Origin of the sequence: Turicibacter sp. KK003 (assembly GCF_037014675.1) — a bacterium.
Lineage (GTDB): Bacteria > Bacillota_I > Bacilli_A > MOL361 > Turicibacteraceae > Turicibacter > Turicibacter faecis.
Map to the genome: position 1 here is coordinate 1,407,728 of NZ_CP142738.1, position 25,349 is coordinate 1,433,076.

Genomic DNA, 25,349 nt, shown 5'->3' on the forward strand with positions numbered 1-25,349 from the left:
AAATTCAAATCGAAATCCTAGTAGCTATGCTGCTAGGATTTTCGTTTTAGGCTTTGTTAGATTTTGAACCATGAGAATACGAGATTTAAAGTGATAGAAACTACGATATCCAAAGGCAATACGCTTAATGACCTTAATTTTATTATTAATTCCTTCGATGGGACCATTTGTGTAATGAGTTGAGAGTGTATTTTTAATATAGGATTGATAAGTTTTAAAGGTTTGGAAAGCCGTTTGAAACTCAGGAGAAACAAGCGGATGTTCCGTTTCGAGTAAATGATTAAATCGTTTTAAGTTTTTTGTCTGAAGAGCGAAAAGTAACTCTTGATATAAATCATAGGTTGCTTTTAATTCAGGAGATAAATCAAGTAGAAAGTTTAAGATATCAATTTCACGCATGGGTTGTTTAAAGCAGTAAACTGATCGATAAGTGGTGGTATTAAGTAAAGCGTGAGATTTTAAAAATAAGCGCCAATAACGTTTGAATTTACGACCATGCTTTTTGAACTTTTTCATGAATCGGATTCGAGTTTTGTTCAGTGCACGAGAGAGATGTTGAACGAGATGAAATTTATCAATGATAATTTGGGCATGAGGAAAAAGATCCTTAATGAGGCTGATGTAAGGAGCGTACATATCAATCACAATATTTTTTACTCGATGACGTGCTTCCTTTGTGTATCGTTTAAAATAAGCTTGAAGGGAGTTTAAACGACGATCTTCAACGATATCGATGATTTGTTTTGAGTCAGCATCGCAAAAAATAAAAGACATATGCCCCTCAGCAGACTTAACGGATTTAAATTCATCAAAACAGAGATTTTCAGGTAAATAATTAAGGTTTAAGGTTTGAGATTCATAAAAGCTATGGATGATTCGATTGACGGTTGAATGAGAGACCTGATGGCGACGTGCGATATCACATTCAGAAATTTTATTTTGGGCCTCTAAAGCAATGGCGTGTTTCGTATGATAAGAAATGTAACAGTTCTTTTCAACAATTGAAGTACTTAGTGTAAAAGTAGACTGGCAATGCCCACAATAATAACGCTGTTTTTTTAGGTCTAAGTAGGTATCGTGAAGAGAGACTTTTGGAATGACAATTCGAGAGGTTTTAAATCCATGCTTCTTAAATTTTGAATCAAATAGGGTTCCGCATTTTTGACAATGAGTCGGTTGATACGTAAGAATACCTTTAAAGATAAAGCTAGTAATTCCGTTCAACTTCACTTCCTCAAGATAATCTTCTGAAAATGTAATATTTTTATCTTTAATATTTAAAAGTTTTCTAGTAAAATATGAGTGAGACATTAAATCTTATCCTTTCAATATTGTTTTAGTCGATAACATTGTAACAGGATTGAGACTTGAAGTCTCTTTTTTTTATCCTATGAAAAAAGTGCTGCTTAATCAGCAACACTAAATATTATAGAACCAAAAACACAACAAAGCAATCCCTCTTGGGATTGCTTTTATTGTGCCTTTTGAAAATTGAATTTAACCTCTTCTTAATTCTTTAAAAGCAAATTCCTCTATTTAAGAAAACGCACCTCTAAACCCATCTCTAAAAATTTTAGAATCGTTCCCAATCTACCAATAATGACAATTTCGTCCTGGTTCGGTATACGGAAACCATACAGCTGTGTAGATGGCATTTGCTTGATTCCAAAGTTCCTCTAACGAGTCATCAGTTGTCGGAAGATTGCGTTCCCACCTTAAAAAAAAGTAAGTCGGTTTAATCGGAGATTTAGAAGCGGCCATGGAGATAGCTGATTCTAACTCCTCTCGAGTCTCGTATACATAATCAAACGTCACGGATTTAGATGAAGTCTCATCACTAAATCCCCCATCATTTTCCCTAAATATCGCACTTGATTGCGGACGAACGGATAAAAAATCATAAGCATTTATCGCCGTTGAAGGGGTAATCACCACGAGTGGGGTGTTTGATTTTTCCGAAAACATATTAGTCGTTGAAGCTGTTGAGGTAGTGCACAAAGATAAATCAACTATTTTAAGGTTCGTACACCCCGAAAACATAGAACTCATATTCGTTACCTTGCCTGTATCAAATGTTGATAAATTCAACGTCGCTAATCCACTACAACCCGAAAACATAAAACTCATATTCGTTACGTTGCTTGTATTAAAAGACGACACATCTAACGTCTTTAACCCACTACAACTAGAAAACATAGAACTCATATTCGTTACGTTATCTGTATCAAATGTTGAAAAGTTCAACGTCGCTAATTCTCTACAACTTGAAAACATAGAACTCATATTCGTCACCTTGCTTGTATTAAAGGATGACACATCTAATGTCTTTAACCCTCTACAACCTGAAAACATAGAACCCATATTCGTTACGTTATCAGTATTAAACCCTTTCACATCTAACTCTATTAAATCACTACAGAAATAAAACATCTGACTCATATCTGTGACGTTGCTTGTATCAAAGGATGACACATCTAACGTTACTAAACTCATACACGTCGAAAACATACTATTCATGCTACTTACGTTACTTGTCTGAAAGCTTTCGGGATTAAGCGTTAACGTCTTTAACAGCGAACAACCGTAAAACATACTTTTCATATTTCCACCATTTTTACCCACATTTTCCGTATTAAAGGATGACAAATTTAACTCTTTTAAACTAGTACAAGTAGAAAACATAGAATTCATATCTGTGACGTTGCTTGTATTAAAGGATGACACATCTAACGTCTTTAATTCTCTACAATCTGAAAACATAAAAGCCATATTCGTCACATTATCTGTGTTAAAGTTTGTCACTTTTAATTCCTTTAAACCTCTGCAAAGAAAAAACATAGAACTCATGTCTGTGACTTCGCCTGTATCTAGTCCGCTTAAGTCAATGGATATTAATCCATCCTTATTCATAAAAGAGGTTGATAAATTTGTTGTGTTTAGTTTCACTTTCTTGGCGTTCTCTTCTTTAATTTGAAGCATAGTCATAGAATCCGGGAAAATCTTAAGATTATTCAAACAAACCTGCTTCCCATTATACTCCCCCGGAATATAAATATCGGTAGGGTTTCCACCAGTACTTGCATTCCACCCCGTTAACAGATATTCTGTATCTGATTCAGTCACATTCCAATCACCAATATTAAATGTTGGCATTTCATTTACTCCTTTCATAAAAACACATTGACTCTTCTATATAATATGCAAAAATTAAAAAATGTTGGCACTTTTCTTCTGTCAAACGCCTTTAACTTTTACAAAAGCCAGTTCCTCTATTTAAGGAAACTCACCTCTTAACCCTTTTATAAAAATTTTAGAATCGTTCCCACTCTATTGATGATGACGATTAGGTGTAAACGAGAGTGGTAACCCCGCATTTGCCATAAGGGACGGCTCTCTTCTCTTCCCTATTTGTAAAATTGTTGCTTTTTGGTTTATTTTTTTATAAAATGGATATTATTTAAATATCATGTTTTATTTTTGCTTTAAAAGGAGACTAAGATGAAAAGAGAAACAAAGCTTTATTTATTAGGCACAATCGCCTTGCTCATTGGAGCATGCTTACTCTTCTTCAACAAAAAATTACCATCCGTTGAAGAAACCGATTATACCTTATCCCACCAACAACAGGTGGACCAAACACTCAGTGACACATTAGACGCAAACGATTATACGTTCGAGGACCCTTATGTCATTTTAAACCCTTACGGAAATGCTCCCCTCTCGGCACTAATTGCCTTTGACACCGACGATGCACAATCCGTTACGTTGACCATCCAAGGAAAAGATGAACAGACGACGTTCACGCACGACTTCGAGCCAACCACCTCACATCTCATCCCGGTTTATGGACTTTATGCCGATACATTAAATCAGGTGACATTAACGCTAGATGGAAAAGAGACACGGACGATTGAGATTCAAACCGATTCCCTTCCTGATGATTTTTTGCTTCCTACTCAAACGACAGCAAACCGCGGGGAACTAGACAACGAGCTTTATTTTCTAACTCCCGCTTCATTAGGTTATACAGCTGCCTACGACGTCAATGGCGATGTCAGATGGTATTTAACAACTAAAAATATTTGGGAAATTTCACGCTTAGAAAATGGAAACCTCCTCCTAAGTTCTGATCGAACCAGTGCGCCACCGTATTACATGACGGGGCTTGTTGAAATGGATTTACTCGGAAAAATCTACACGGAATATTCTGTCGCTGGTGGCTATCATCATGATGCCATCGAACTCCCTAATGGAAACTTCTTAGTGGCCGCCAACAACCCCGAAGGATTAACAGTGGAAGATTATATCATCGAACTCGATCGCCAAACAGGAGAAGTGATTAAAACGTGGGATTTAACTCAAATCTTACCGATGGACGTTGCTAAAAGCGAAAACTGGACCGAAGAAGATTGGTTCCATAATAACTCCGTGGCCTTTGATGAGAAAAATAATGCCATTGTTCTTTCAGGACGTCATCAAGATGCCGTCGTCTATTTAGATTACGATACGGGGGCCCTTAAATGGATTGTTGGGGATCCAACGGGATGGCCGGAAGAGATGCAGGCTTACTTCTTTACTCCCATTGGTAATTCATTTGAATGGCAATGGTCACAACACTCTGCAAAAATCTTAGCCAATGGGGACTTAGCATTGTTTGATAACGGAAATAACCGATCAAAAGATCCTTTTAATTACCTATCAGCTGAGGCCAATTATTCACGAGGGGTCGTTTATCACCTCAATCCAGAGGAAATGACGATTGAACAAACATTCCAATTTGGAAAAGAACGTGGAAGTCAATTTTATTCCCCTTATATTTCAGAAATTGATGAATTAGGACCCGATCATTATCTCGTCCACTCCGGAGGAATCGGTTCGGTTAATGGGGTGGCCATCAATCAACCCGCCTTTTTCTATGATAATCCCACTCTTTCAAGTCAAACAGTGGAAGTACTCAACGGAGAGGTAATTTTTGAACTCGATTTACCCTCTCACTTCTTCCGCGCCTCAAAACTTAGCCTTTATCCTGAAACACTCAATTATTCGTTAACTCCAGGAAAGCAAGTTGGAACCCCTGAAATCACACCGTCTTTACCGATTAAGATTAAAAATATAAGAGGAGCTAAAGCAACGGTTGATGACGCTTATCACATAAAACTCACGAAAGAACCCGATCGCCTCGTTTTAACGGGGAATTTCCATGAAGGTCAAAAGGTAAAACTAATTTTAAATAAACTAGCCGATCAAAAAGTCTACGACATTCGCGTCTCAAGTAAAGCCTATTCCGCGATGTGCGTTGATTTATTCGACAAAGAACAAGTTCAGGAAAATGACCAATTAAGCGTGACAAAATACATAAATGCCACTGGACTCAGCGGAACGTATAACCTGTATCTTGAAATTGATGGCGACCTTTATACGCTCAATCAATCCGTAACTTTCTAAACGAATGTAAAAAAGCAACCCTTCCTTGTGAGAGGGTTGCTTTTTTATGTCCATTTTTTTAAGAATTTGACGTCGCGACTTGGCGTTTTTTCGCTCGACGAACGCGACGGCGTGTTTGATTAATTAAACGTAATCCCCATTTTAAAAGTTCATTAAATAAAACAACGGTTGAACCGATGGCAATAATTTTTACCCACATCATCACACTTAATGGAACCGTATGGAAGAACCCACCGGCAAACTGCGTTACAACGACTTGAATAAGGAACGTTCCCCCTAAGATTAAAAGGGCAATCTTGTTTTTTAAAAAGTTTTTAAAGATACTCACAAGTCCAAATTCACGGCAATTTAAGGCATTAAATAACACTAAGCTCACGAATAAACTGAAAATGACCGTTTGTCCTTCGCTTGCCCCATGTGTCACATGGCTTAAATCCGCCCCTAAGAAGTTGTACTTTAACTGAGCCAATAACACTAAAATCATAAAGGCACTATTAATTAAAATCGTATTAATCATTAAACGATTAATAATGCTTGCATTTTTAGACGTTGGTTTCCGTTTCATGACCGTTTGACGAACCGGTTCTAATCCTAACGCTAACGCTGGTGGACCGTCCATAATAATATTCACCCATAGTAAGTGAATCGTCGTAAACGGTAACGGTTGATCAAGCAACTGCGAAATAATTGTTAATAAAAACGCAATGATATTCACGGTTAATGTAAATTGTAAATAACGTTGGAAGTTATTATAAATCCCACGTCCCCACTTAATGGCTTCAACAATCGTGTTAAAACTATCATCGGTTAAAATAATGTCCGCTGCATTTTTACTAACCTCTGTTCCAGCAATTCCCATCGCGATCCCAACATCTGCCTTCGTTAAAGCCGGCGCATCGTTAATTCCATCCCCTGTGACGGCAACGACTTCCCCGTTTGCTTGAAGGGCCGATACAATTCGCATTTTTGTATTTGGCATTGATCGTGCAACAATCGCGATGCTTTTCACTTCTTCACGTAACTGTTCATCCGTTAACCCATCGATATAGCTTGCCTCAACCGCTCGTTTCTCTTCGGTTAAGATGCCGATCTCATTTCCAATCGCGATAGCCGTATGAATATTATCCCCTGTTAAAATTTTCGTCTCAATTCTTGCATCACGCGCACATTCAATTGATTCTTTTACGCCCTCACGTAATGGGTCATTGATTCCAACAAATCCTTGGAATGTTAATTGATGGAACCATTGTTTTTTGTTCATAAAGTCTTCTTTACGTGTCGTTTCAGACGAAGCAAACGCAATAATACGCATCGCGTTCGATTGAAGTTCTTTCATTTGATCTAAAATTGCTTGCTCGCGCGCTTTTGTTAATGGACGAACTTTTCCATCCACAAGTTCGCTCCTACACTGCTTTAAGATGACTTCAGGTGCCCCTTTAGATAAAATGTGATACGTTGTCGCATGTTTGGTGACAGTTAACATGTATTTATTTGAAGAAGCAAATGGAATTTGATACACAATATTTGCTTTTTCACGGACATGTTGATAACTTGGGTTATTCACCATCGCAATAATGGCACCTTCGGTTGGGTTTCCTAAATAATTATGATGCGTTCCATTAAATTCAACCTCCGCTGAACTGTTCACTAAACAGTTTTCCATCAATAGCGGATGATTGTTAATATCTTTAAATAACGTTTCATGACCGTTGGCAAATAATTTTCCAACTTTCATTTTATTTTCTGTTAACGTTCCGGTCTTATCACTACAAATCACACTAACCGAACCGATGGTTTCACACGCCTCTTTTTTACGGATTAACACATTAATCTTTGCCATTTTTGCCATGGTCATCGCTAAAGTAATATTAACCATCGTTGGTAACCCTTCCGGCACAGCAGCAACAATTAATCCGACACAGACGATAAACGCTGTTTTAACACTTGGGAAGACAAGATGGACTTCTTTTAAGGAATCAACAAATGCTGTGAAACTTGAGAATGATAACTGAATGTGACTATCTTTTAAAATTTGGATGAGCATATAGATGAATAACATCGCGGCAACCCCTGAAGAAATGGATGAAATCATTTGTCCTAATTTTCCTAATTTTAATTGAAGTGGCGTCATTTGTTCTTCTTGATCAAGATCTCTAGCAATCGCCCCCATCTCAGTTTGATCGCCAATTTTAACAATCTGCACGAGCCCTTGTCCATTTCCAACAAGTGTTCCCCCGTAGACAAGATCGTCTTTTTCTTTTTTAACCTGGTCAACTTCCCCAGTTAGCATATCTTCTCTTAATTTTAAGTCCGTAGATTCAAGCACAATCCCATCAGCTGGGACCATATCCCCCGTCGCTAAATACACTAAGTCATTGGGAACGATATCCGTTTTATGAACCTTCTGTTTCTTTCCATCACGTAAGACCGTAACCAGCACGTCCTCCGTCATCTTCGCTAAAGATTCAGCTGCTTTTTTCGATCGTCCTTCCGTGACCCGACCGATAATAATTCCAAGCAACACGGCCATGCAAATCCCGATTCCATCTTGATACTCACCTACTAAAAAGCTGAGCCCACTGGCGATAATTAAAATCACCATCAGTGGTTCTTTAAATACATCAAATAACTCCCAAAATAGGCCACGCTCTTTTGGCTTTGTGAATTCATTTGCACCATGTTGCGATCGTAATGCTTCGATTTCTTGTTTTGTTAAACCTGTTTTTAAATCTGTAACTGTAATGTTCGCTGATTCTGCTTCATTTGCCAAACGTTTAATGACCGACACCTTCTTTCTTTTTGTTTATACAGTTCACTCTATGTCTTGTCCGTTAAAAATAGAACAAAAAAAACTTCCCAAACGAGAAGTTTTTTTATTCGGTTTGTAAAAATGAACGAACTAATTTAACAATCATTGCCGTCGCTACTTTATTTTGATGGACCGTATCAATCGTGAGTTGAAGCCCCGCATCGTTTGAAATGTCCTCCCACGATTTTCTTAAAACATAATGTTTAAATGACGGCATAAAATACGCAAATGGTGAACGAACAACTGAACGCTTCGTTTCCGAACGACTTTTCTGTAAATAGTTCAACTGACATTCATTAAGTGGAAGGTAAGTCACTCCATGAATCTTCGCCACTTTATAAATATCGTGACTATACGCAACCGCTGTTTTAAAAGCAACAGAATTTTCATCTTCGCTAATAAGTGGTAATGATAAAATAGCAATTTTTGCCTCTGTTCGTTGCCGCAATTCCCATAACAATTGATTTAAATTACGTATAAACCAATCCTCCGTCGGTTTTTGAGGTAAATGTTTTTTTAATTCAAAGTGAATTTCATTTGACTTACTTAAGCGCGCCAAAATATCATTCGTTCCGATCAAAATAATAATATAATCGGGATGCGTATCAATCACTTCCCCCATCCGATGCAAGGCATTATAAACTAAATCACCATTGACCCCCGCATTGATAAACTCGTATCCTTCTGAACCTAATTCCTTAGCTAAATCGTCTACAAAATTATGCGCCATCGTCCCCTGAGTATGGCTATCCCCCAAACAGGCAACGATTTTTTTATAATTTCCTTCCTCTTTAAAACGATCTGCCCTATTTTTTGGACGACGGCTAAAGCGATAAATCGTATATCCTGCACTCGTGATCGCCAAAGTTCCAAAGGCACCTAGCAACCATTTTGATCTTTTTTTCATCAACCTTTTGTTCTCCTTTCCTGACCGTTCTTCTATGACTCCTATGATATCGAAAATTGGACCGGGAATAAAGTCCCTTTTTAATAAAAATTAATCCTTAACCTGATTCAGTAGTTGAGCCTTAAGCTCTTGTTCATGTGATAAATGAATGCCTATATGGCCAACCCCTAATAAAAAAGTTGCAAAACCTAAAACGAGCGCACGTCCATATAAAGCCAAGCATAAAAACGAAAGGATAGGAAAAGTTGCTCCTGGCACTCGAACCCCCACTAATGGGCGATAAAAATCAATTAAATTTCGATCACTTCGAAAATATCGAACCCAAAACCACTCATACAAAAAAATAAAACAACTAGCTAAGATAAGCCACCAACACCGATTGGACCATCCGTGCCAATTTAAATTCCCATCGATAAGAAGAGCTATTGTCGTTAAGACCTGCCCAAGCTGTTCACACGTTTGTAACCAACGATTCTCCCTTTCTGCCGTATAGTCTTTTGGCTTTTTAAAACACCAGCAGGCATTCGGAATCAATACCAACAATAAAAATAACACACCAAGCGATGAAAAACTAAAATTACCCATTTAACTTCCCCCTTCCTCCCTATTTTATTGTAATCCATAAAAAAAAATCCTAGACGGCCTAGGATTCTTTTAAACTATTTTAGTCGATTTACATTTTTCGCAAATTCCTTTGAAGGTCATTTCACATTTTGAAACATCAACTCCCGTTAATTGCTCCACGACCGAGTCAATTCCATATAATTCAGGAATAAATAAATCCTTTACTTCACCGCATTCTAAACAAATAAAGTGAAAGTGATCCTCTAATGTTCCATCAAAGCGATCCGGATAACCTGGGATACTCACTTTTTTTACCATGTCATGCTCTGCTAACTGAGATAAATTGCGATAGACCGTTCCTAAACTTAAATTTGGATGATCTTTTTTTAACATTTCATAAATAGCATCCGCCGTTAAGTGACAAGGATTATCCTTCACACAGTTATGAATCATTTCACGCTGTTTAGAGTATTTCATCTCAATCACCCCTTTTTTTATAAATTATAATAATAATGATTACTACTTGAATTATAGAAGCTAACTTTAAATTTGTCAAATCATTTGCTTTGAGACATTATTAAATCTATTTTCTGTTGCCGCGTCATCTTTTTTATCTGATACTCCCGCTGACAAGCCTCTTTCCGTGTTTCATAACTTGCTTGATAACATAAGGTCACCGGCCGTCGAGCCCGCGTATACTTCGCCCCCTTAGGTGATTCATTATGTTCTTTCAACCGACGCTTGACATCCGTTGTATATCCCGTATAATAAGTCCCATCAGAGCACTCAACGATATAAACCCAGTGCATGAATCCCTTCCTTTCATCAAACATTAACCAATGCCTTTAATTATACCACGCCTTTCTTTATTAAAAAAGATAGTTTTCTACAATAATCGACATTGTTTTTAGGTTAGGGGCAAGACAGGTTTGTTTCTACAACTTTGACTACTCTGATAATAGTAAACACCCAGCTTTTCGCACCATTCAAAATGAGGAGGAGACTTAAATGAGCTCAACAATTCAAATCTCTATCGCTAAGCCTGAAGACGCTTTAGAATTACTTCATATCTATACTTATTATATTCTACATACAGCGATTACATGCGAATGTCATCTTCCATCCGTAGAAGATTTTTATACCCGAATTCAACAAACCTTAGTAGCTTATCCCTATCTGATCATCAAACAGAAAGATGAAATTTTAGGATTTGCCTATACGAGTCCCTTTAATAAACGTGAAGCTTGTCAATGGGCGGTAGAAACAAGTATCTACCTTAAACCCAATCTCCAACAACGCGGACTCGGAACCCTTCTTTATGAAAAAATTGAACAGATTTCTCGAGCACAAAACATCACTTATTTAAATGCTTGTCTCACGTATACGGATCAAGAAGATAAGCGACTCCCAAAAACGAGTTATTATTTTCACCTACACCGTGGCTTTAAACAAGTAGCTCATTTTCATGACCATGCCTATAAATTTCATGACTGGTACGACATCATCTGGATGGAAAAAATGATTGCCACCCCGACTACTCCTCCAACACCATTTATTCCATTTAATAAATTAGATCCAACTGTCATTGACGCGATATTAATGTCAAAATAAAAAAAATAAAAAGGGAATCCCCTTTTTATTTTTTTATCATTTTATTTTTTATGTTCCGAATGAGGTGATTTCCGATATTTTTCAAAGGCCCGATTAGCATCCCAATGAACGTCTTTAAACGCTAGAATCAACCATAAAATAAATGCTACCAGCCCAAAATAGGGTGAAATAAAATAGGATAACACGGCACCCATACTCAAAATAATCGCCCAAATCCATAATAAACGAGCTTGATCGCTTACTAACTTCCGTTTATCATACATGTCCCGCTTAGACTTTGGCCAGGTATTAAATCCACTAATTAATATGGCACCCTTTTCACCTAGTAACATTAAAAGTAGTGCTAAAAGGAAAAATAGCCCCGCTAACGACAAACAACTATAAAAAGCTACTCCATCCATATTCATTACCTCGTCCACCTTTCCTTTGTCAACCACTAAACCCACTAGCGCCCGAGTGACGATATAAGGACACCAAGTGCCATAAAACTTTACCACCAACATCTTATAAACTGAAACGGCCGATTCACTTAATGTCCCAAAAGGTATCTATTACGGCATCCCCCTTCCACGCGCTCTCATGATAAATGTTGACTTTTATCCACGATATAATCGATTAATGTTTCTGTCATTGGAATCGCGTCTGAAAGATAACAGTCAAACTGCTCATATTGATCAACTGTCCCCTCGACCTCCCCAAGTAAAAAGCGATATCGCTTTCCGTAGGAACGCGGAACATATAACAGTTGAATATATGAGCCAAAATGATTCCAGCCTTTAGCAACGACCACATAGTTCACTAATGCCCCGTCGCTTGCTTCGTAGGTTCCCATTTCGAGTTGTTTCAGTTCTGCGAGTTGATCTAAATATTCAATTAATAGCTTCACACGAACAAACCCTCTTCGTTGATGACGAATTGTCTCTAAGTCCTTCATCATCCCCCTCACATCCCTTCTTGCACCTTACCTTAATTATATGCAAGGATGAGGGTGGCATGACCTTCTCTGAAGAAAAAACTCTTTAACTAAGGCCGGATCCTGTATACAATTTTAAGATGATCCAGGTTTGCATCGCCATTAAAAAGGGAATCCAAACTTGAAACGATCGATGCTTTGTCTTATGCCGACAACTGTGCATCCCCGCATAAACGCCAAAACTCCCAAAGCAAAACGCGCACAAAAATAATGATCGCTCGCTTATTCTCCATTCCCCACGACAAGCTTTTCGCTTATCAATCGCCATGAGGGCATATCCTAAACAGTTAACCGTAAGTAAAAAAATCCAACCCATGTATTAATCCTCCATCGTCACCTCTAGAAACTGGGCATCTAATAGTCGACTTAGAACCTGTGGATCGAGCTCTAATTGAAAACCGATTTTTCCGGCACTTACAATAAAGGTCGGAAGCGCCATCGCCGTCGAGTCGATAAGTGTCGGATAAGACTTCTTCATCCCAATAGGTGAACATCCACCTCGGATATAGCCCGTTAGTTTATTGATTTCGTTGACAGCAATGAGTTCAATTTTTTTCTCGTTGACCGCTTTAGCAGCCTTTTTTAAATCGAGCTCTTTAGCAACGGGGATGACAAACACATAAATAGCTTTACTCGCCCCTCTTGTCACCAATGTTTTAAAAACAACTTCTACGGGGCGGCCCACCTTCGCTGCCACGGAAATCCCATCGACAGCTCCATCTTTAACCTCGTAGGCCAGTACATCATAACCAATTTTGTGTTGGTCCAACCATCTCATCGCATTTGTTTTTACCTTTGACACTCTATTTCCTCCAATCTGTTTTCATTCTATCTATGAAACTATCTTTCATCTTTTTACAAACAGGCCCTTAATCTTAATAAAGGCGTTAAAAATCTCTCACCGATTGATTGCTACTTTTCTATTATATACCGAATATAAAAAAAACGCCTTCCTTTTATTTAAAGGATGGCATTTTTCTCTCATAAAGTAGACGGATTATTGCCCGTTTTTCCAATCATTCGCGTACTCCTCGAAGAGCTCATTAATCGCCTGACCAATTTTAGTGTAATCAACGTCATTTAAATTAGCCAGTGACACACGAATCGACCAAGCAGGACCTTCAAACCCGCTCCCGTTTAATAGGACAATTCCATAGCGTCGTGCAAGGTCAAATAAAAATTCAAGCGCACTCCGTTCGTTTTTTAAATATGTCGCAAAAGATTCCCCGTACTTTAACTTCGCCCAGACAAGTAAATCATACTTATTATAATAAGCCGTATTTAATTCATTTTCTAAGTAAGGATAATCCTTTAACTCTTGATAAATTAACTGCTCGCGATGGCGACAAATCGCCTTCGTTTGCTCTTTATAGCGATTTTTTTCATCAAGCAATGCAAAAACTGAAAAAATAGCCATCTGAACCTGTTGAGGGGTTGATAGTCCCGCTGTATGATTTAACGCCACCTGACGACTATCTGCTACAAGACGGTCAATAAATGAGATCTCTTTCGGGTTAGTCGTTAACGCCTCATATCGTTCCACTAACTTTTCTTGTTCTTCCTTACTTAATTCTTTAATCAACTGATTATAAACATTCTCTTTTGCTAGTGCAATCAGACCTAAACGCCATCCTGTCACCCCAAAATATTTAGAGTAGGAATAAACACCTAGTGTATGATAAGGCATCGTAATCATCAATGACTTAAATCCATCGCAAAACGTTCCATAAACATCATCTGTAACAATCATTAATTTAGGGTGATGCTTTGTTACGATTTCTTCTAAATACGCAAGCGTCTCCTCATTCATGGCGACGGCAGGTGGGTTACTTGGATTAACGACAAACGCTAACTTAATATCCGTATCCTTTAATTTATCTAACTCCTCTTTTGGATATTGCCACGTCGGTACCCCTTCCTCATTCACCGCCGAGGCATGAATGAACACCATTTCAAATTCGTTTGATGGTAACGTTGCAATTTCAAGATAAGGAGTAAAAATAGGAACAAATAATGCAATCTTATCTTTTGGTTTTAATAAATAATTTGACTTTAACGAGTCGATGATATAACACATCGCTGCCGTTCCACCTTCAACGGCAAATAACTCATGCGTCGCTGTTTGAGAATCGCCCCCCATTTCCTTAATTAAATAGTCCTTCACCACACGCTCCGTTTGGACAAGCATACGATCAGGAACCGGATAATTATCACCAATAATCCCATCTACTAACTCAAATACCCATTCATCCGGATCAAATTGATGCACATCAATTCCATACTCTACAACCTGTTTTAATAAATCCATCCCATATTCATCCGGGTGCTTCGCAAGATAAGCCAAAAAGCGTTCATAGGCTCCCTCTTTTTGTGGCATTCCCGCCAAATCTCCTTCACACCATGTTAATTGGGACTCAAGAACGGCAAATTGTCCTAGTGAAAAGAAGGCCTGCCTTGGTGTTGCCGCTGTCCAGTTCGGATTTCCACGTCCGGCATTTAAAATTTTCGGGGTCCCCAACTCCTTCGATTTCTGCGCCATTTTAATAAATTCATCCTTTAATTCAAATGGGCTTAACATCTTTACTTTTTCAATCAGTTGTTTCATCTCTGGTCGTTTTAACATTTTCTTTGCTGTCATCTTTTTATTCTGCCCCTTTATTCTCATCATATCCACCACACAATGCAACATCAATCGCATGATGAATATCCATTGTTTAATTCAATCTAGCATAACTAATTTATCATATTCTTAATAGAATGCAAACTATTTTAAATAAATATTCGACTTTTTTAGCAACAAAAAGGGACGCCTGACGCATCCCTTTCTTGCAAGTATCCCTTACTTATTCAGAACGTATTTTTTTGACGGCTAAGCATTCTGCAAAGCGCATCATTAATTCATCCATATCGATGTCACTTTCCTCAATTTTTAAACGTCCTTCAACATAGAATAACGTATTTTTATACACACGTTTCGGATCATTGACTGTAATATAACAATCATTTCCAAGATAATAGAATTGATCCAAATCATTATGCTCAATTAATCGCTTAAAAATCGGGCGTTGTTTATGTTCCTTCGTTAATGTCGCAATGGGTAACACGACAACAAATGGATACTTCTCATTATGGTTATACTGATCTTTTTGAATGACGATACATGGGCGTAATTTAATACCTGTTACAACTTCTAGATTTTCCGAACGGCGCTTCCCGGTCTCAGGTTCAAAAACCCCCTTAAATCCATCTGGTCGCTCAATAATACGATACAAATCCTCGTATTGTCCGTCCTTTTCAACAAACCGAAACGGTCTTCCCTGCGTATACGGTAAGGCAACATAAAAGATTTTCCCTCGATGAATATCTTTACTTTGAACAAGTCGAGGGAGCTCCATTATTCATCCTTCTTCACAGCATCTTCAAACTCTTTGACACCTGAACGATTTTCTTCTAGGTCAATAATATCAAACAAATTTTCCTCGAAGAAAGCCGCGACATCAAATTGTTGAAGAGGCGTTTTTTTTACGCTACGCGTACTTTTGGAAGACGTTTTTTCTTTTTGTAACATTCCTTTATTCCAGCCGTCTTTGCCTCGATTAACCATTGTTTCACCTCAAATCAGAGAGTTCCTAGCTTCTTATCCTACTTTAAAATAGCTACATTTTCTGCCTACTCTATCCTATTCAATAAAACCTTAATAATAATAGATCAACGCCTATTCTTCCGTTAAATTTTCAGTTAATCACATACATGAGGTGATTTACTTTAACAGAATTTCATTTATAATAGATCGCCTCTTGCAGCCATTTCAAAGCACCCTAAGGAAGAAGAATAAGTTTCTCCCCTACTACTATATGACGCCTTCACACTTAAGTTTTCATTTTGATAAAAAAAGGAGTTAGCCATGAAGGCTAACCCCTTACCGTTTTTTTTCATCACGGCAGATGAGTCCATAACTGAGGGCGCAACTTAGTACCGCAATAAAGACAACCCCTATCCGAATAGCGGGATTTGAAAGATGCGGAACCACTAGTCGGCAAATACCGATCAGTACTAACGCCAGTAGTGTCACTAAAAGATGAGGTTGATGTGTTTTTTTATACTGTTTAAAAAGGATAAAAAAGAACACGATCGCAACTAATAATTGTAAAATATGATTCATCGTAAACTCCTTCACTATTCAAATAAGACCTTCACATGGATGCGCTCAAACGTCCTTTTATGTTTTATGGATGAGGGATGTCTGCTTAAAACACAAAAGGAACCCCGCCTCTATCTATCTAGCTACACAATCAATCTTATATTGGGCAACTAAACGACTGTTCACCTTGATTGGCTAAAAGCCTTGAGCGTCTTCTTGAGTAAAATTATCTCGGATTTCTCTATTATACGCAATTCGCGCTCATTTACCAACAAAAGAAAATACAGTATCAAGTCAGAGTGTATTGATACTGTATTTTCTTTTAAAATAATATTAATTAAACTAATTCAAAAACAATTGATTCATAAACTCTTAACTCTAAACATGGTAAATGCATTGATGAATCTTTATAGTTTGAGATGACCATTTGTTTAGCTGTTAAATCTGGTAAACAAATAGTTGTTGGTTTTTCAAAGAAGTTTGATACGATTAATAATCGACGATCCCCATATGTTCTTACATATGCGTATACATTTGGATGATGCTCACCTACTAACTGGTAATCCCCATAAACGATGATATCTTTATAGTCACTAAAACGTCTTAACTCAATTAAACGGCGATAGTGATTAAATAATGAATCTTCGTCCTCTAATTGTGAAGCCACATTAATCGTTTGATAATTTGGATTAACTTTCATCCATGGTGTTCCCGTTGTAAACCCACCATTTTCCGTTTGATCCCATTGCATTGGTGTTCGCGCATTATCACGAGAAGTCACTTTAATATAACGTTCAATCAATTCCGTTGGGTGCCCTTCCCCTAATAATTTCTTAATTTTTTCAATTGTCGAAACATCATGATAATCATCAAATGTTAAATGATCCGCGTTTGTCATCCCAATTTCCTCACCGTTATAGATAAATGGTGTTCCCCACATCATTAATAATGACGTCGCTAACATTTTTCCTGATTCTTTATGGTAATGTGTTGCCTCACCGTATTGTGACATCACACGCGGATGATCGTGGTTTAACCAATAAAGTGGATTCCAAGCACGATTTTGTAATCCTAATTGCCATTTTTTAAACACTTGTTTTAAGTCATATAAGTTCACACGATTAGTCCATGTTTCATTTAATGAGTCATATCCATTGTTTGCCCAGCAGTGATCAAACGTAAATACCATGTCTAATTCTTTTGAATCATACGCCGCGTATTTAAGCGCCTCATTAACATCCGCTCCTCCGCCAACTTCACCAACTGTAAAAATATCATAATGAGATAACACTTTTTCATTTAACTCTTTTAAGTAAGTATGAACAAGTGGCATGTTAGAGAATTTTGACCAATCTTCTTTATATTTCCCATGACTTGGCATATGTGAATCAGTAAATGAGAAGTCGCGATCTAAATGGGCTACAGCATCTACACGGAAGCCATCAATTCCTAACTCTAACCACCATTTAACCATTTCATATAATGATTCACGCATCTTATCATTTGCCCAGTTTAAGTCTGGCATTTTACGAGAGAAGATGTGCATGTAATACTCGTTTGTTTGTTCGTCTTTTTCCCAACATGAAGGCGTAAAAAATGAAGCCCAGTTCGTTGGCTCAGTTTCATTTCCCCACTCATCGGTTTTCCCTTTTTGCCAAATGTAATAATCACGGTATGGACTATCTACTGATTGACGCGCCTCAACGAACCAAGGATGTTCATCGCTCGTATGATTTAATACAAGGTCCATTACAATTTTAATTCCACGCTTTTTAGCTTCATTTAATAAAATTTTAAAGTCTTCAATACTACCAAATTCTTTTGCAATTTGATAATAATCTGACACATCGTATCCGTTATCATCCATTGGTGATTGGTAAACAGGACATAACCAAATAATATTAATCCCTAAATGGGCTAAATAGTCTAATTTACTAATAATTCCTTGTAAGTCACCAATTCCGTCCCCATTACTATCGCAAAAACTTTTTGGATAGATTTGATAACCTACGCCTTCCTTCCACCATTTACGTGCTACTTCTGTCATCTATGTCATCCCCCTATAAATAGTCTACTTGTTCTTCACAACACATATTTTATCATAGTGTAATCTGACAAACCTACTAAATTCTGACTGTAATCGATTCCATGTTATAGATACACAGGAATAATCTTACTTTTCTATTTTTTCCTCTCTCTTATGCAAAAAAATTCTATTATTTTTCCCCTTTATTTTTTCTTTATTCATTTTTTCATGCTTTTTGTTAAAAAAAACACAAAAAAACCTTGATATGAAAGAGGTTTATTGTTAGAATATAGCTTGTCTTTTAGAGATAATATTTAGCCGTAGGGGGTACAAACACATGTTAAAAGGTAAACTTTTAATCGCGTTAGCTTCAGCAGTCTTATTTTTAGGGGCTTGCTCAAATGACGCAGAAGCACCAAAAACTGAAACACCAAAAACTGAACAAGTAGCGGGAACATACACTGGAACGGTAACATACAACCGTTTAGTTGATCCTACAGGAGCTTCTACTGACGTTGCTTCAATTGTTATGGAATACAAAGATGGGAAGCCGACTTCAGTATCAATTGATGTATTAACAAACGGAACATCAAAAAAAGAATTAGCTGCTAGTGGTGGATATGTTATGAGTAAAGAAGAAGGTGCTTTACAATGGCATGAACAAATTGCTGCAGTAGAAAAAGCATTAGTAGACAATAATTTTGATACAACAAAAATCAATCTTATTGATGAAGATGGACATACAGACTCATTAACAGGCGTTTCAATGAAAGTCGGTTCATATGTAAAATTAGTTCAAGAATTAATGGATTCAGTTGCAAAAGGTGAAACTGAATTTGGATTCAGTGGAATTAAAAAATCGGAATTTCCAGCTAAATCAGGAACAGATGTGATTGAAGTTGTTTATGATAACGGAAAAGCTGTTAACTTAAATATCGATATGATCCAAGAAGATGGAACATCAAAACGTGCTGCATCAGAAGAAGGAACTTATGACATGGGTGGAGAATTAGCATGGCATGAGCAAATGGACTTATTAGAAGACTTCATCGTTGCTAATAACTTTGATGTAACAAAAGTTACATTAACAGATGAAGATGGACACACAGATGCTGTATCAGGTGTTTCTATTAAAGTTGCTTCTTACTTAGATTTAGTTAAAAAAGCGTTAGAAACAAAATAATAATAGCTATTAAAAAAAGGCAGGATATCCTGCCTTTTTTTATTTCGCTTTACGTAGCTTTTTAAAACAAAAAGAAATCTTCATTAGCTACGGAGTTTGTAGTTGAATTTGAAAGACTTGTGTTAAGTTCTGCTTCCTTATTGCAACAGTTATTCCCTAATCCAAAGCAGTTAGCTGTTCTAACCCCCTGGCAATACCCATCTCTAAATCCTTTACGATAACCTTGACGACACCCTTTCATACAGCCTTGACGATAGCCCTGCATATATGCTTGTCGAACTCTACAGTTATTATTTCCCTGACGCCCCATCTGGCTAATCCCATTTAACTGCACATCATTCGTAACAACTGTATCTGCATCTTTAATTTGATACAAATCACCTGTTAAAAATACATTTTGTGAAACACAAGTCTGATCCGCTTGATTCGAATTTCGACAAGGGCGTTGTGGGCGCATTTCCTCGCTTTGGCATCGACAGCGATTTTGTTGTTGAGGTTCAAAATTAAAAATTGAATTTTCATTGAATTGATTGTTATTCATACCATTAGTGCACATAGTTCTATATCTCCTTTTACTTCATTTGTTAGAATTTCAACTACACCTTAATTTATTCCCTATCCGCTTCTTTTGAATATGCGTTTATCAATAGTAGCAAATTAAGATAAGATTTGTTTTTATAGGTAGAAAAATACATTATCTTTTGTTATAATGGCATAATGAATAAAGAAGATAAATGACTAGAGGTGATTCTAAATGACAACTCAACATAAAAACCAATATGACATCGTCGGAGACGTTGTTAACTTAACTGTTTTTAATAAAAAAGGAAAATCATTCGTTACTCAATTTGATCTAGAGGATTTAGAAAAAGTAAAGAACTATTCTTATTGGTACGCTCAATGGCATAAAGATTTTAATTGCTATATTATTGAAACAAAAACAAAAATAAATCAAAACGGAAAAGTTCGCTACCTCAAACCAACCTTACAATCAGTTGTCTTAGGTACAAGTAAAAACGCACCTATCCGACATATTAACGGAGATCTTCTAGATAACCGTAAATCAAACCTTGAAATATACAATCGCCAACAAATCAATAGTTACGAACGTCTAGATAATGGGGATATTGCTATTCATTTAAAAGATCGCTATGGAAACATCGTGAACAAAGCACTTATTTCCGCCGAGGATTTAGATGGTGTCGTAAATGAACAATATACTTGGATTTCGAAAAAGAAACCTAATGGTCAACCGTATGTTCTTGCTCATACCCCATCTGGTCCACTTTATCTCGATGAATTCTTAGCAAAACCACAATCGGGATTTTACGTTTATCACATTAACAAAAACCCTTTAGATAATCGCCGTCAAAACCTCGAACTTAAGGAACTTGAAACAGAATAATAAAAGAAAAAACAACTAATAAAAAAATTAGTTGTTTTTTCTTTATCTTCTATATCATTAACCCCTCTAAAGAAAATCTTTAGAGGGGTTAATTTTTATAAATCTAACTCTACTTCAATACCGAAATGATCAGAAACAATTTCTTTATGTTGGCCATTAAAAATAACATGGGATGATTTAACTTTGATATTTTGGTTAGCTAAAACTAAATCAATGCGTAAGTCTTTTTTATTGTTCGACCACCCATCAATTTTTCCAACAACCGTCATACCACTATCCTTCTCTTCAGCCAACGTATACGTATCAACTAACCCTTTACTTAAAAGGTAGTCGTATCCCTCATTACGGATATTAGCATCATTATTGAAGTCTCCCATAACAAGGGCTAATTGATTTTGTGGTAACTTAGCAACTAGGCGGTCAACCTGATTTTTAAATGGTTCCTCTTCATCATGGTACCAACCTAAATGACATGAATAAATGCTCATCGGTTGATCCCCGTTCATCACCTCAACCCCCACAACACGACGTGTGCGGAAATTATGAATATCATCTTGATTCGTGATAACAAATGAATCGGCCTTTTTAATAGGGAGACGGGTTAGCACCGCTAACCCCTCTTCATAGATATCAAATCCGATGTGAGCAAAGTCCCATACGAATTGATAATCTGTTACCCCTAACTTCATTAACTCATGAAGTAATACAACCGCATAATTGTCTTTTTTGACCTTTTCATCATCACTTGGGTCTACTAACTGCATGACCTCTTGCAAGGCAATCACATCATAGTTTTTTTCTTTAATGACTTCGGCTAAGTGTTTAATTTTTTGAAGTTGATTTTCTTCTTGCCAAGCATGACAATTTAAGGTTAATACTTTCATAAAAACGCTCCTATAATTATAAACCTAAGATATCTTGAATTTCTGATTTTAATACATCAGCTTTTGGTCCGTAAATTGCTTGGATTCCATTATCTTTAATGATTAATCCTAATGCACCAGTTGCTTTCCAGTTTGGTTGATCTGATACATTATCTGCATTTTTAACTGTTACACGTAAACGAGTCATACAAGCATCTACGTCTAAGATGTTCTCTGCTCCACCTAATAATAAGATGATATCATTTGCTAATTGGCTTCCTCCAGCTGTTACGTTTGAATCCGCCGCAGTGTTATCTTCTTCATTGTAGTTTCCTAAACGTCCTGGTGTCGCAATTTTGAACTTTTTAATAGCAAAGTTGAATACACCGAAGTTTAATGCGAAGAATCCTAAACATCCTAATACGAAGTTAATCATATCTCCTGTTAATCCAACATTCGCCATCATTGGAATACGAGTACAGAATTCGATAATACCAAATGAGTGAATACGTAAGTTGATTAAGTCAGCTAAAGCAAACGCCGCACCTGCTAAGATAGCATAGCATAAGTATAAAACTGGTGAAATAAACATGAACATGAATTCTAATGGCTCAGATACACCTGTTAAGAATGTTGCTAATGCTGCAGAAACGAACATTGATTTATAAGCTGATTTTTTATCGTTGTCAACATTACGGAACATTGCATAAGCAGCCCCCATTAATGAAGCAGTTGATAAAATAACTTGTCCTGCTTTGAAGCGTGCTGGTGTTACTGAATTTAATAATGTGTTATAAGCTTCCATATCCCCAGCTGCTTTTAAGTTATTTAAGTCAGTTACCCATGCTAACCATAAAGACTCTTGTCCTGCAACGATTTGTCCTGCGTTTGCACCTGTTAAAACTTCATATGTTCCACCTAATTCAGTATAGTTCATAGGAATAGTTAACATGTGGTGTAAACCAAATGGTAATAATAAGCGCTCACCAGCTCCGTATACGAATGGTGCAAGGATTGGCGCAGTATCTTGAGAAGTTGCAATCCATTGACCAAAGTTGTTTAATGCACCTTGAGCGAATGGCCAAATGATTGATAAGATTAATGAAGTTACAACTGATCCCCCGATTACAACGAATGGTACGAAACGTTTACCATTGAAGAACGCTAATGCTTGTGGTAATTTACTGAAGTTGTAATATTTATTAAAGATAGCTGCCCCTAAGAACCCTGAGATAATCCCTACGAATACCCCCATGTTTAAGGCTGGCGATCCTAAAATTTCAGTGAAGTAGTCTGCAACAATCATGTCTGCTCCAAACAGTGATTTAACTGTTGCTGTTGGATCAGCTAACATATCAGCTGTTACTCCAAAGATTGCTCCTGAAATACGGTTAATTAAGATAAATGCGATTAAAGCGGCAAATGCTCCACCTGCACGTTCTTTTGCCCAAGATCCCCCGATAGCAACGGCAAATAAAACATGTAAGTTACCAATAATCGCCCAACCGATTTCTTCCATGATTTTAGCGATTGTAGCAATTACTGCAATATCTCCACCTGACATTGCAACTAATTTACCTAAAGAAATCATAATCCCCGCTGCTGGCATTACAGCGATAACGACCATTAAGGCCTTTCCAAACTTTTGCCAGAAATCAAACGACATAAACCCTGACTTTTTCACAACTATTCCTCCTAATAATTCTTATATCATCATAGCTTAATTTAAGCTGTAGATGCGAGCTTCAAACGGCTTCAATTCCAATTCAGTTACAATTGCGTGATCCTCAACAGGCATATTTGCAAGTAACAATTGTTCTGCCGATACTGATAATTGACCTAAATCAACCATCGTTTCAGTGTCCGTTAGATTACACAATACTAAGGCACTTTTCCCATCCAAGATACGTAAGTACGCGTAAACATTTGGATGATTTTCAAGAATCAATTCGTATTTTCCGTAAATAAAGACATCATCCGATTTTCTTAATGCAATCATATCTTTATAGAAGTTAAGAATTGATTCCGGATCTTCCTCCTGTTTTTGCACATTAATCTCTTTATAGTTTGGATTAACTGCTAACCAAGGTACCCCCGTTGTAAATCCTGCATTCGCTTCGTTATTCCATTGCATCGGTGTTCGACTATTCCCACGGGCTGTTGCACGAATAATCTCCATAATGTCATCATGCTCCATTCCCTGATCGAGCTTAGAATAGTACAGCCCCGTACTTTGGACATCTTGATAATCCTCAACCTTATCAAAGTGCACATTGGTCATTCCAATTTCTTGCCCTTGGTAAATAAATGGTGTTCCCTTCATCATGAAGTACATCATGCCAAGCGATGTCGCACTTTCTTTCCAATAGTGTTCATCGTCTCCAAGGGTAGAAACAATTCGCGCTAAATCATGATTCTCAATATAAAGCGCGTTCCATCCAACACCTTCTAAGCCATTTTGCCACTTGGTTAAGATTTGTTTTAACTGACGGATATCTAGTTTTTCACTTCCATTATCCTTCCACAGTCCAAGATGTTCGAATTGGAAAACCATATTAAATTTTCCTTCTTTTTCTCCCACCCATAGGTGAGCATCTTCAGGTTTAACCCCATTTGCTTCCCCTACTGTCATAATATCATAATGATCGAAAGTATTCGCTTTCAAATCAGCCAGTAGCGGATGAATTCCTTTCACATTCATATGTTTATCAAACGATGAAACATATTTGAGTTGTTGAGGATTCGGCATATCCGCCAATCCTTCTTCCTTTTTTATATGGCTGATGGCATCAACTCGGAATCCATCGATTCCTTTATCTAACCACCAGTTAACCATCTCGTATAAAGCTTCTCTAACCTCTGGATTTTCCCAATTTAAATCAGGTTGTTTTTTAGAGAATAGATGCATGTAATATTGATTCGTTTCTTCGTCATATTCCCAAGCGGATCCACTGAAAATACTTTCCCAGTTATTTGGCTCTTTTCCATTAATCCCGTCTCGCCAAATATACCAGTCACGTTTGGGGTTATCTAATGAAGACCTAGATTCGATAAACCATGGATGTTCATCACTCGTATGATTAATAACTAAATCAGCAATTAATTTCATTCCTCGCTTATGAACTTCACTGAGTAAACGATCGAAATCTTCAATCGTTCCAAATTCATCCATAATATCTTTATAGTCGCTAATATCGTAACCACAATCATCATTAGGCGACTTATAAAATGGACAAATCCAAATCACATCAATTCCAAGTGATTTTAGATAATCTAATTTCGTAATAATTCCATTAAGATCACCGATTCCATCACCATTTGAATCCATAAAACTTCTAGGATAGATTTGATATGCCACGGCTTCTTTCCACCATACTTTATTCATCGTGTGTCCGACTCCTTTTTCTTTTTCTTGCTGTCTC

Annotated in this window: 24 protein-coding genes; 4 read left to right on the top strand and 20 right to left on the bottom strand. The window is 37.1% G+C overall.

Annotated elements, in window-relative coordinates; all coding sequences use genetic code 11:
- Window positions 1-24: 24 nt before the first annotated feature.
- Together VXM77_RS06940 and VXM77_RS06945 are read right to left on the bottom strand one after the other, a co-directional pair.
- The gene (locus VXM77_RS06940; RefSeq protein WP_289461271.1) at window positions 25-1,311 is read right to left on the bottom strand and encodes an ISL3 family transposase; all 1,287 of its coding nucleotides are present in this window, start codon (window positions 1,309-1,311) and stop codon (window positions 25-27) included.
- A 279-nt stretch (window positions 1,312-1,590) separates the two neighbouring features.
- Complete coding sequence (locus VXM77_RS06945; protein WP_338505798.1) at window positions 1,591-3,153, bottom strand: BspA family leucine-rich repeat surface protein; 1,563 nt, start codon at window positions 3,151-3,153, stop codon at window positions 1,591-1,593.
- Window positions 3,154-3,498: 345 nt separating this feature from the next.
- On the opposite strand from VXM77_RS06945, the gene VXM77_RS06950 reads away from it, so the two are divergent.
- On the top strand, window positions 3,499-5,445 hold the full coding sequence (locus VXM77_RS06950; protein WP_338505799.1) for an aryl-sulfate sulfotransferase: 1,947 nt from the start codon (window positions 3,499-3,501) through the stop codon (window positions 5,443-5,445).
- Between the two features lie 58 nt (window positions 5,446-5,503).
- Here the strand turns inward: VXM77_RS06950 and VXM77_RS06955 are convergent, their stop codons facing one another.
- The 5 genes from VXM77_RS06955 to VXM77_RS06975 form a co-directional block, all read right to left on the bottom strand.
- Complete coding sequence (locus tag VXM77_RS06955; RefSeq protein WP_338505800.1) at window positions 5,504-8,233, bottom strand: calcium-translocating P-type ATPase, PMCA-type; 2,730 nt, start codon at window positions 8,231-8,233, stop codon at window positions 5,504-5,506.
- Between the two features lie 85 nt (window positions 8,234-8,318).
- The gene (locus tag VXM77_RS06960; RefSeq protein WP_338505801.1) at window positions 8,319-9,161 is read right to left on the bottom strand and encodes an SGNH/GDSL hydrolase family protein; all 843 of its coding nucleotides are present in this window, start codon (window positions 9,159-9,161) and stop codon (window positions 8,319-8,321) included.
- A gap of 90 nt (window positions 9,162-9,251) precedes the next feature.
- Window positions 9,252-9,746: a hypothetical protein gene (locus VXM77_RS06965; protein WP_338505802.1), complete on the bottom strand. Its 495-nt coding sequence runs from the start codon at window positions 9,744-9,746 to the stop codon at window positions 9,252-9,254.
- A 69-nt stretch (window positions 9,747-9,815) separates the two neighbouring features.
- On the bottom strand, window positions 9,816-10,202 hold the full coding sequence (locus tag VXM77_RS06970) for a transcriptional repressor (RefSeq protein WP_338505803.1): 387 nt from the start codon (window positions 10,200-10,202) through the stop codon (window positions 9,816-9,818).
- 80 nt (window positions 10,203-10,282) lie between these two features.
- A complete protein-coding gene (locus tag VXM77_RS06975) occupies window positions 10,283-10,534 on the bottom strand; it encodes a GIY-YIG nuclease family protein (protein ID WP_338505804.1) in 252 nt (83 codons plus the stop codon).
- Window positions 10,535-10,733: 199 nt separating this feature from the next.
- Between VXM77_RS06975 and VXM77_RS06980 the strand changes: the two genes are divergently transcribed.
- Window positions 10,734-11,336 (top strand): GNAT family N-acetyltransferase, encoded by a 603-nt coding sequence (locus VXM77_RS06980; RefSeq protein ID WP_161832591.1) that lies wholly within the window; start codon window positions 10,734-10,736, stop codon window positions 11,334-11,336.
- Window positions 11,337-11,377: 41 nt separating this feature from the next.
- Here the strand turns inward: VXM77_RS06980 and VXM77_RS06985 are convergent, their stop codons facing one another.
- The 9 genes from VXM77_RS06985 to VXM77_RS07025 all read right to left on the bottom strand — a co-directional run bounded on the left by VXM77_RS06985 (window position 11,378) and on the right by VXM77_RS07025 (window position 18,497).
- A complete protein-coding gene (locus VXM77_RS06985; RefSeq protein WP_161832592.1) occupies window positions 11,378-11,743 on the bottom strand; it encodes a DUF3784 domain-containing protein in 366 nt (121 codons plus the stop codon).
- Window positions 11,744-11,913: 170 nt separating this feature from the next.
- Window positions 11,914-12,273: a hypothetical protein gene (locus tag VXM77_RS06990; RefSeq protein ID WP_161832593.1), complete on the bottom strand. Its 360-nt coding sequence runs from the start codon at window positions 12,271-12,273 to the stop codon at window positions 11,914-11,916.
- Between the two features lie 82 nt (window positions 12,274-12,355).
- Window positions 12,356-12,625, bottom strand: a complete 270-nt coding sequence (locus VXM77_RS06995; protein ID WP_161832594.1) for a DUF1294 domain-containing protein — start codon at window positions 12,623-12,625, stop codon at window positions 12,356-12,358.
- 3 nt (window positions 12,626-12,628) lie between these two features.
- Entirely contained in the window at window positions 12,629-13,111 is a 483-nt protein-coding gene (gene ybaK, locus VXM77_RS07000) for a Cys-tRNA(Pro) deacylase (protein WP_161832595.1), read from the bottom strand.
- Window positions 13,112-13,306: 195 nt separating this feature from the next.
- Entirely contained in the window at window positions 13,307-15,007 is a 1,701-nt protein-coding gene (aspD, locus tag VXM77_RS07005) for an aspartate 4-decarboxylase (RefSeq protein WP_338505805.1), read from the bottom strand.
- 145 nt (window positions 15,008-15,152) lie between these two features.
- A complete protein-coding gene (locus VXM77_RS07010) occupies window positions 15,153-15,704 on the bottom strand; it encodes a type II toxin-antitoxin system PemK/MazF family toxin (RefSeq protein ID WP_161832597.1) in 552 nt (183 codons plus the stop codon).
- On the bottom strand, window positions 15,704-15,913 hold the full coding sequence (locus VXM77_RS07015; protein WP_161832598.1) for a hypothetical protein: 210 nt from the start codon (window positions 15,911-15,913) through the stop codon (window positions 15,704-15,706). The genes VXM77_RS07010 and VXM77_RS07015 overlap by 1 nt, the downstream gene beginning before the upstream one ends.
- Before the next feature lie 315 nt (window positions 15,914-16,228).
- On the bottom strand, window positions 16,229-16,471 hold the full coding sequence (locus tag VXM77_RS07020; protein WP_161832599.1) for a hypothetical protein: 243 nt from the start codon (window positions 16,469-16,471) through the stop codon (window positions 16,229-16,231).
- Between the two features lie 316 nt (window positions 16,472-16,787).
- Window positions 16,788-18,497: an alpha-glucosidase gene (locus VXM77_RS07025; RefSeq protein ID WP_262950603.1), complete on the bottom strand. Its 1,710-nt coding sequence runs from the start codon at window positions 18,495-18,497 to the stop codon at window positions 16,788-16,790.
- Between the two features lie 316 nt (window positions 18,498-18,813).
- Here VXM77_RS07025 and VXM77_RS07030 point away from each other — a divergent pair, with 316 nt between their 5' ends.
- Window positions 18,814-19,659, top strand: coding sequence for a hypothetical protein (locus VXM77_RS07030; protein ID WP_161831608.1), 846 nt, complete (start codon window positions 18,814-18,816; stop codon window positions 19,657-19,659).
- A gap of 61 nt (window positions 19,660-19,720) precedes the next feature.
- On the opposite strand, the gene VXM77_RS07035 is transcribed toward VXM77_RS07030, so the two are convergent.
- Window positions 19,721-20,215 carry a hypothetical protein gene (locus VXM77_RS07035; RefSeq protein WP_262950605.1) on the bottom strand — a complete coding sequence of 165 codons (495 nt, stop codon included), beginning with the start codon at window positions 20,213-20,215 and terminating at the stop codon, window positions 19,721-19,723.
- Between the two features lie 198 nt (window positions 20,216-20,413).
- On the opposite strand from VXM77_RS07035, the gene VXM77_RS07040 reads away from it, so the two are divergent.
- Complete coding sequence (locus VXM77_RS07040) at window positions 20,414-21,064, top strand: hypothetical protein (protein WP_262950607.1); 651 nt, start codon at window positions 20,414-20,416, stop codon at window positions 21,062-21,064.
- A gap of 95 nt (window positions 21,065-21,159) precedes the next feature.
- Here the strand turns inward: VXM77_RS07040 and VXM77_RS07045 are convergent, their stop codons facing one another.
- Genes VXM77_RS07045 through VXM77_RS07055 form a run of 3 tightly spaced genes read right to left on the bottom strand, consistent with a single transcriptional unit; the run spans window position 21,160 to window position 25,312 of the window.
- Window positions 21,160-21,948, bottom strand: coding sequence for an endonuclease/exonuclease/phosphatase family protein (locus tag VXM77_RS07045; RefSeq protein ID WP_161831611.1), 789 nt, complete (start codon window positions 21,946-21,948; stop codon window positions 21,160-21,162).
- 16 nt (window positions 21,949-21,964) lie between these two features.
- A complete protein-coding gene (locus VXM77_RS07050; protein WP_338505808.1) occupies window positions 21,965-23,611 on the bottom strand; it encodes a PTS transporter subunit IIBC in 1,647 nt (548 codons plus the stop codon).
- Window positions 23,612-23,647: 36 nt separating this feature from the next.
- Complete coding sequence (locus VXM77_RS07055) at window positions 23,648-25,312, bottom strand: alpha-glucosidase (RefSeq protein ID WP_338505809.1); 1,665 nt, start codon at window positions 25,310-25,312, stop codon at window positions 23,648-23,650.
- Window positions 25,313-25,349 lie beyond the last annotated feature (37 nt).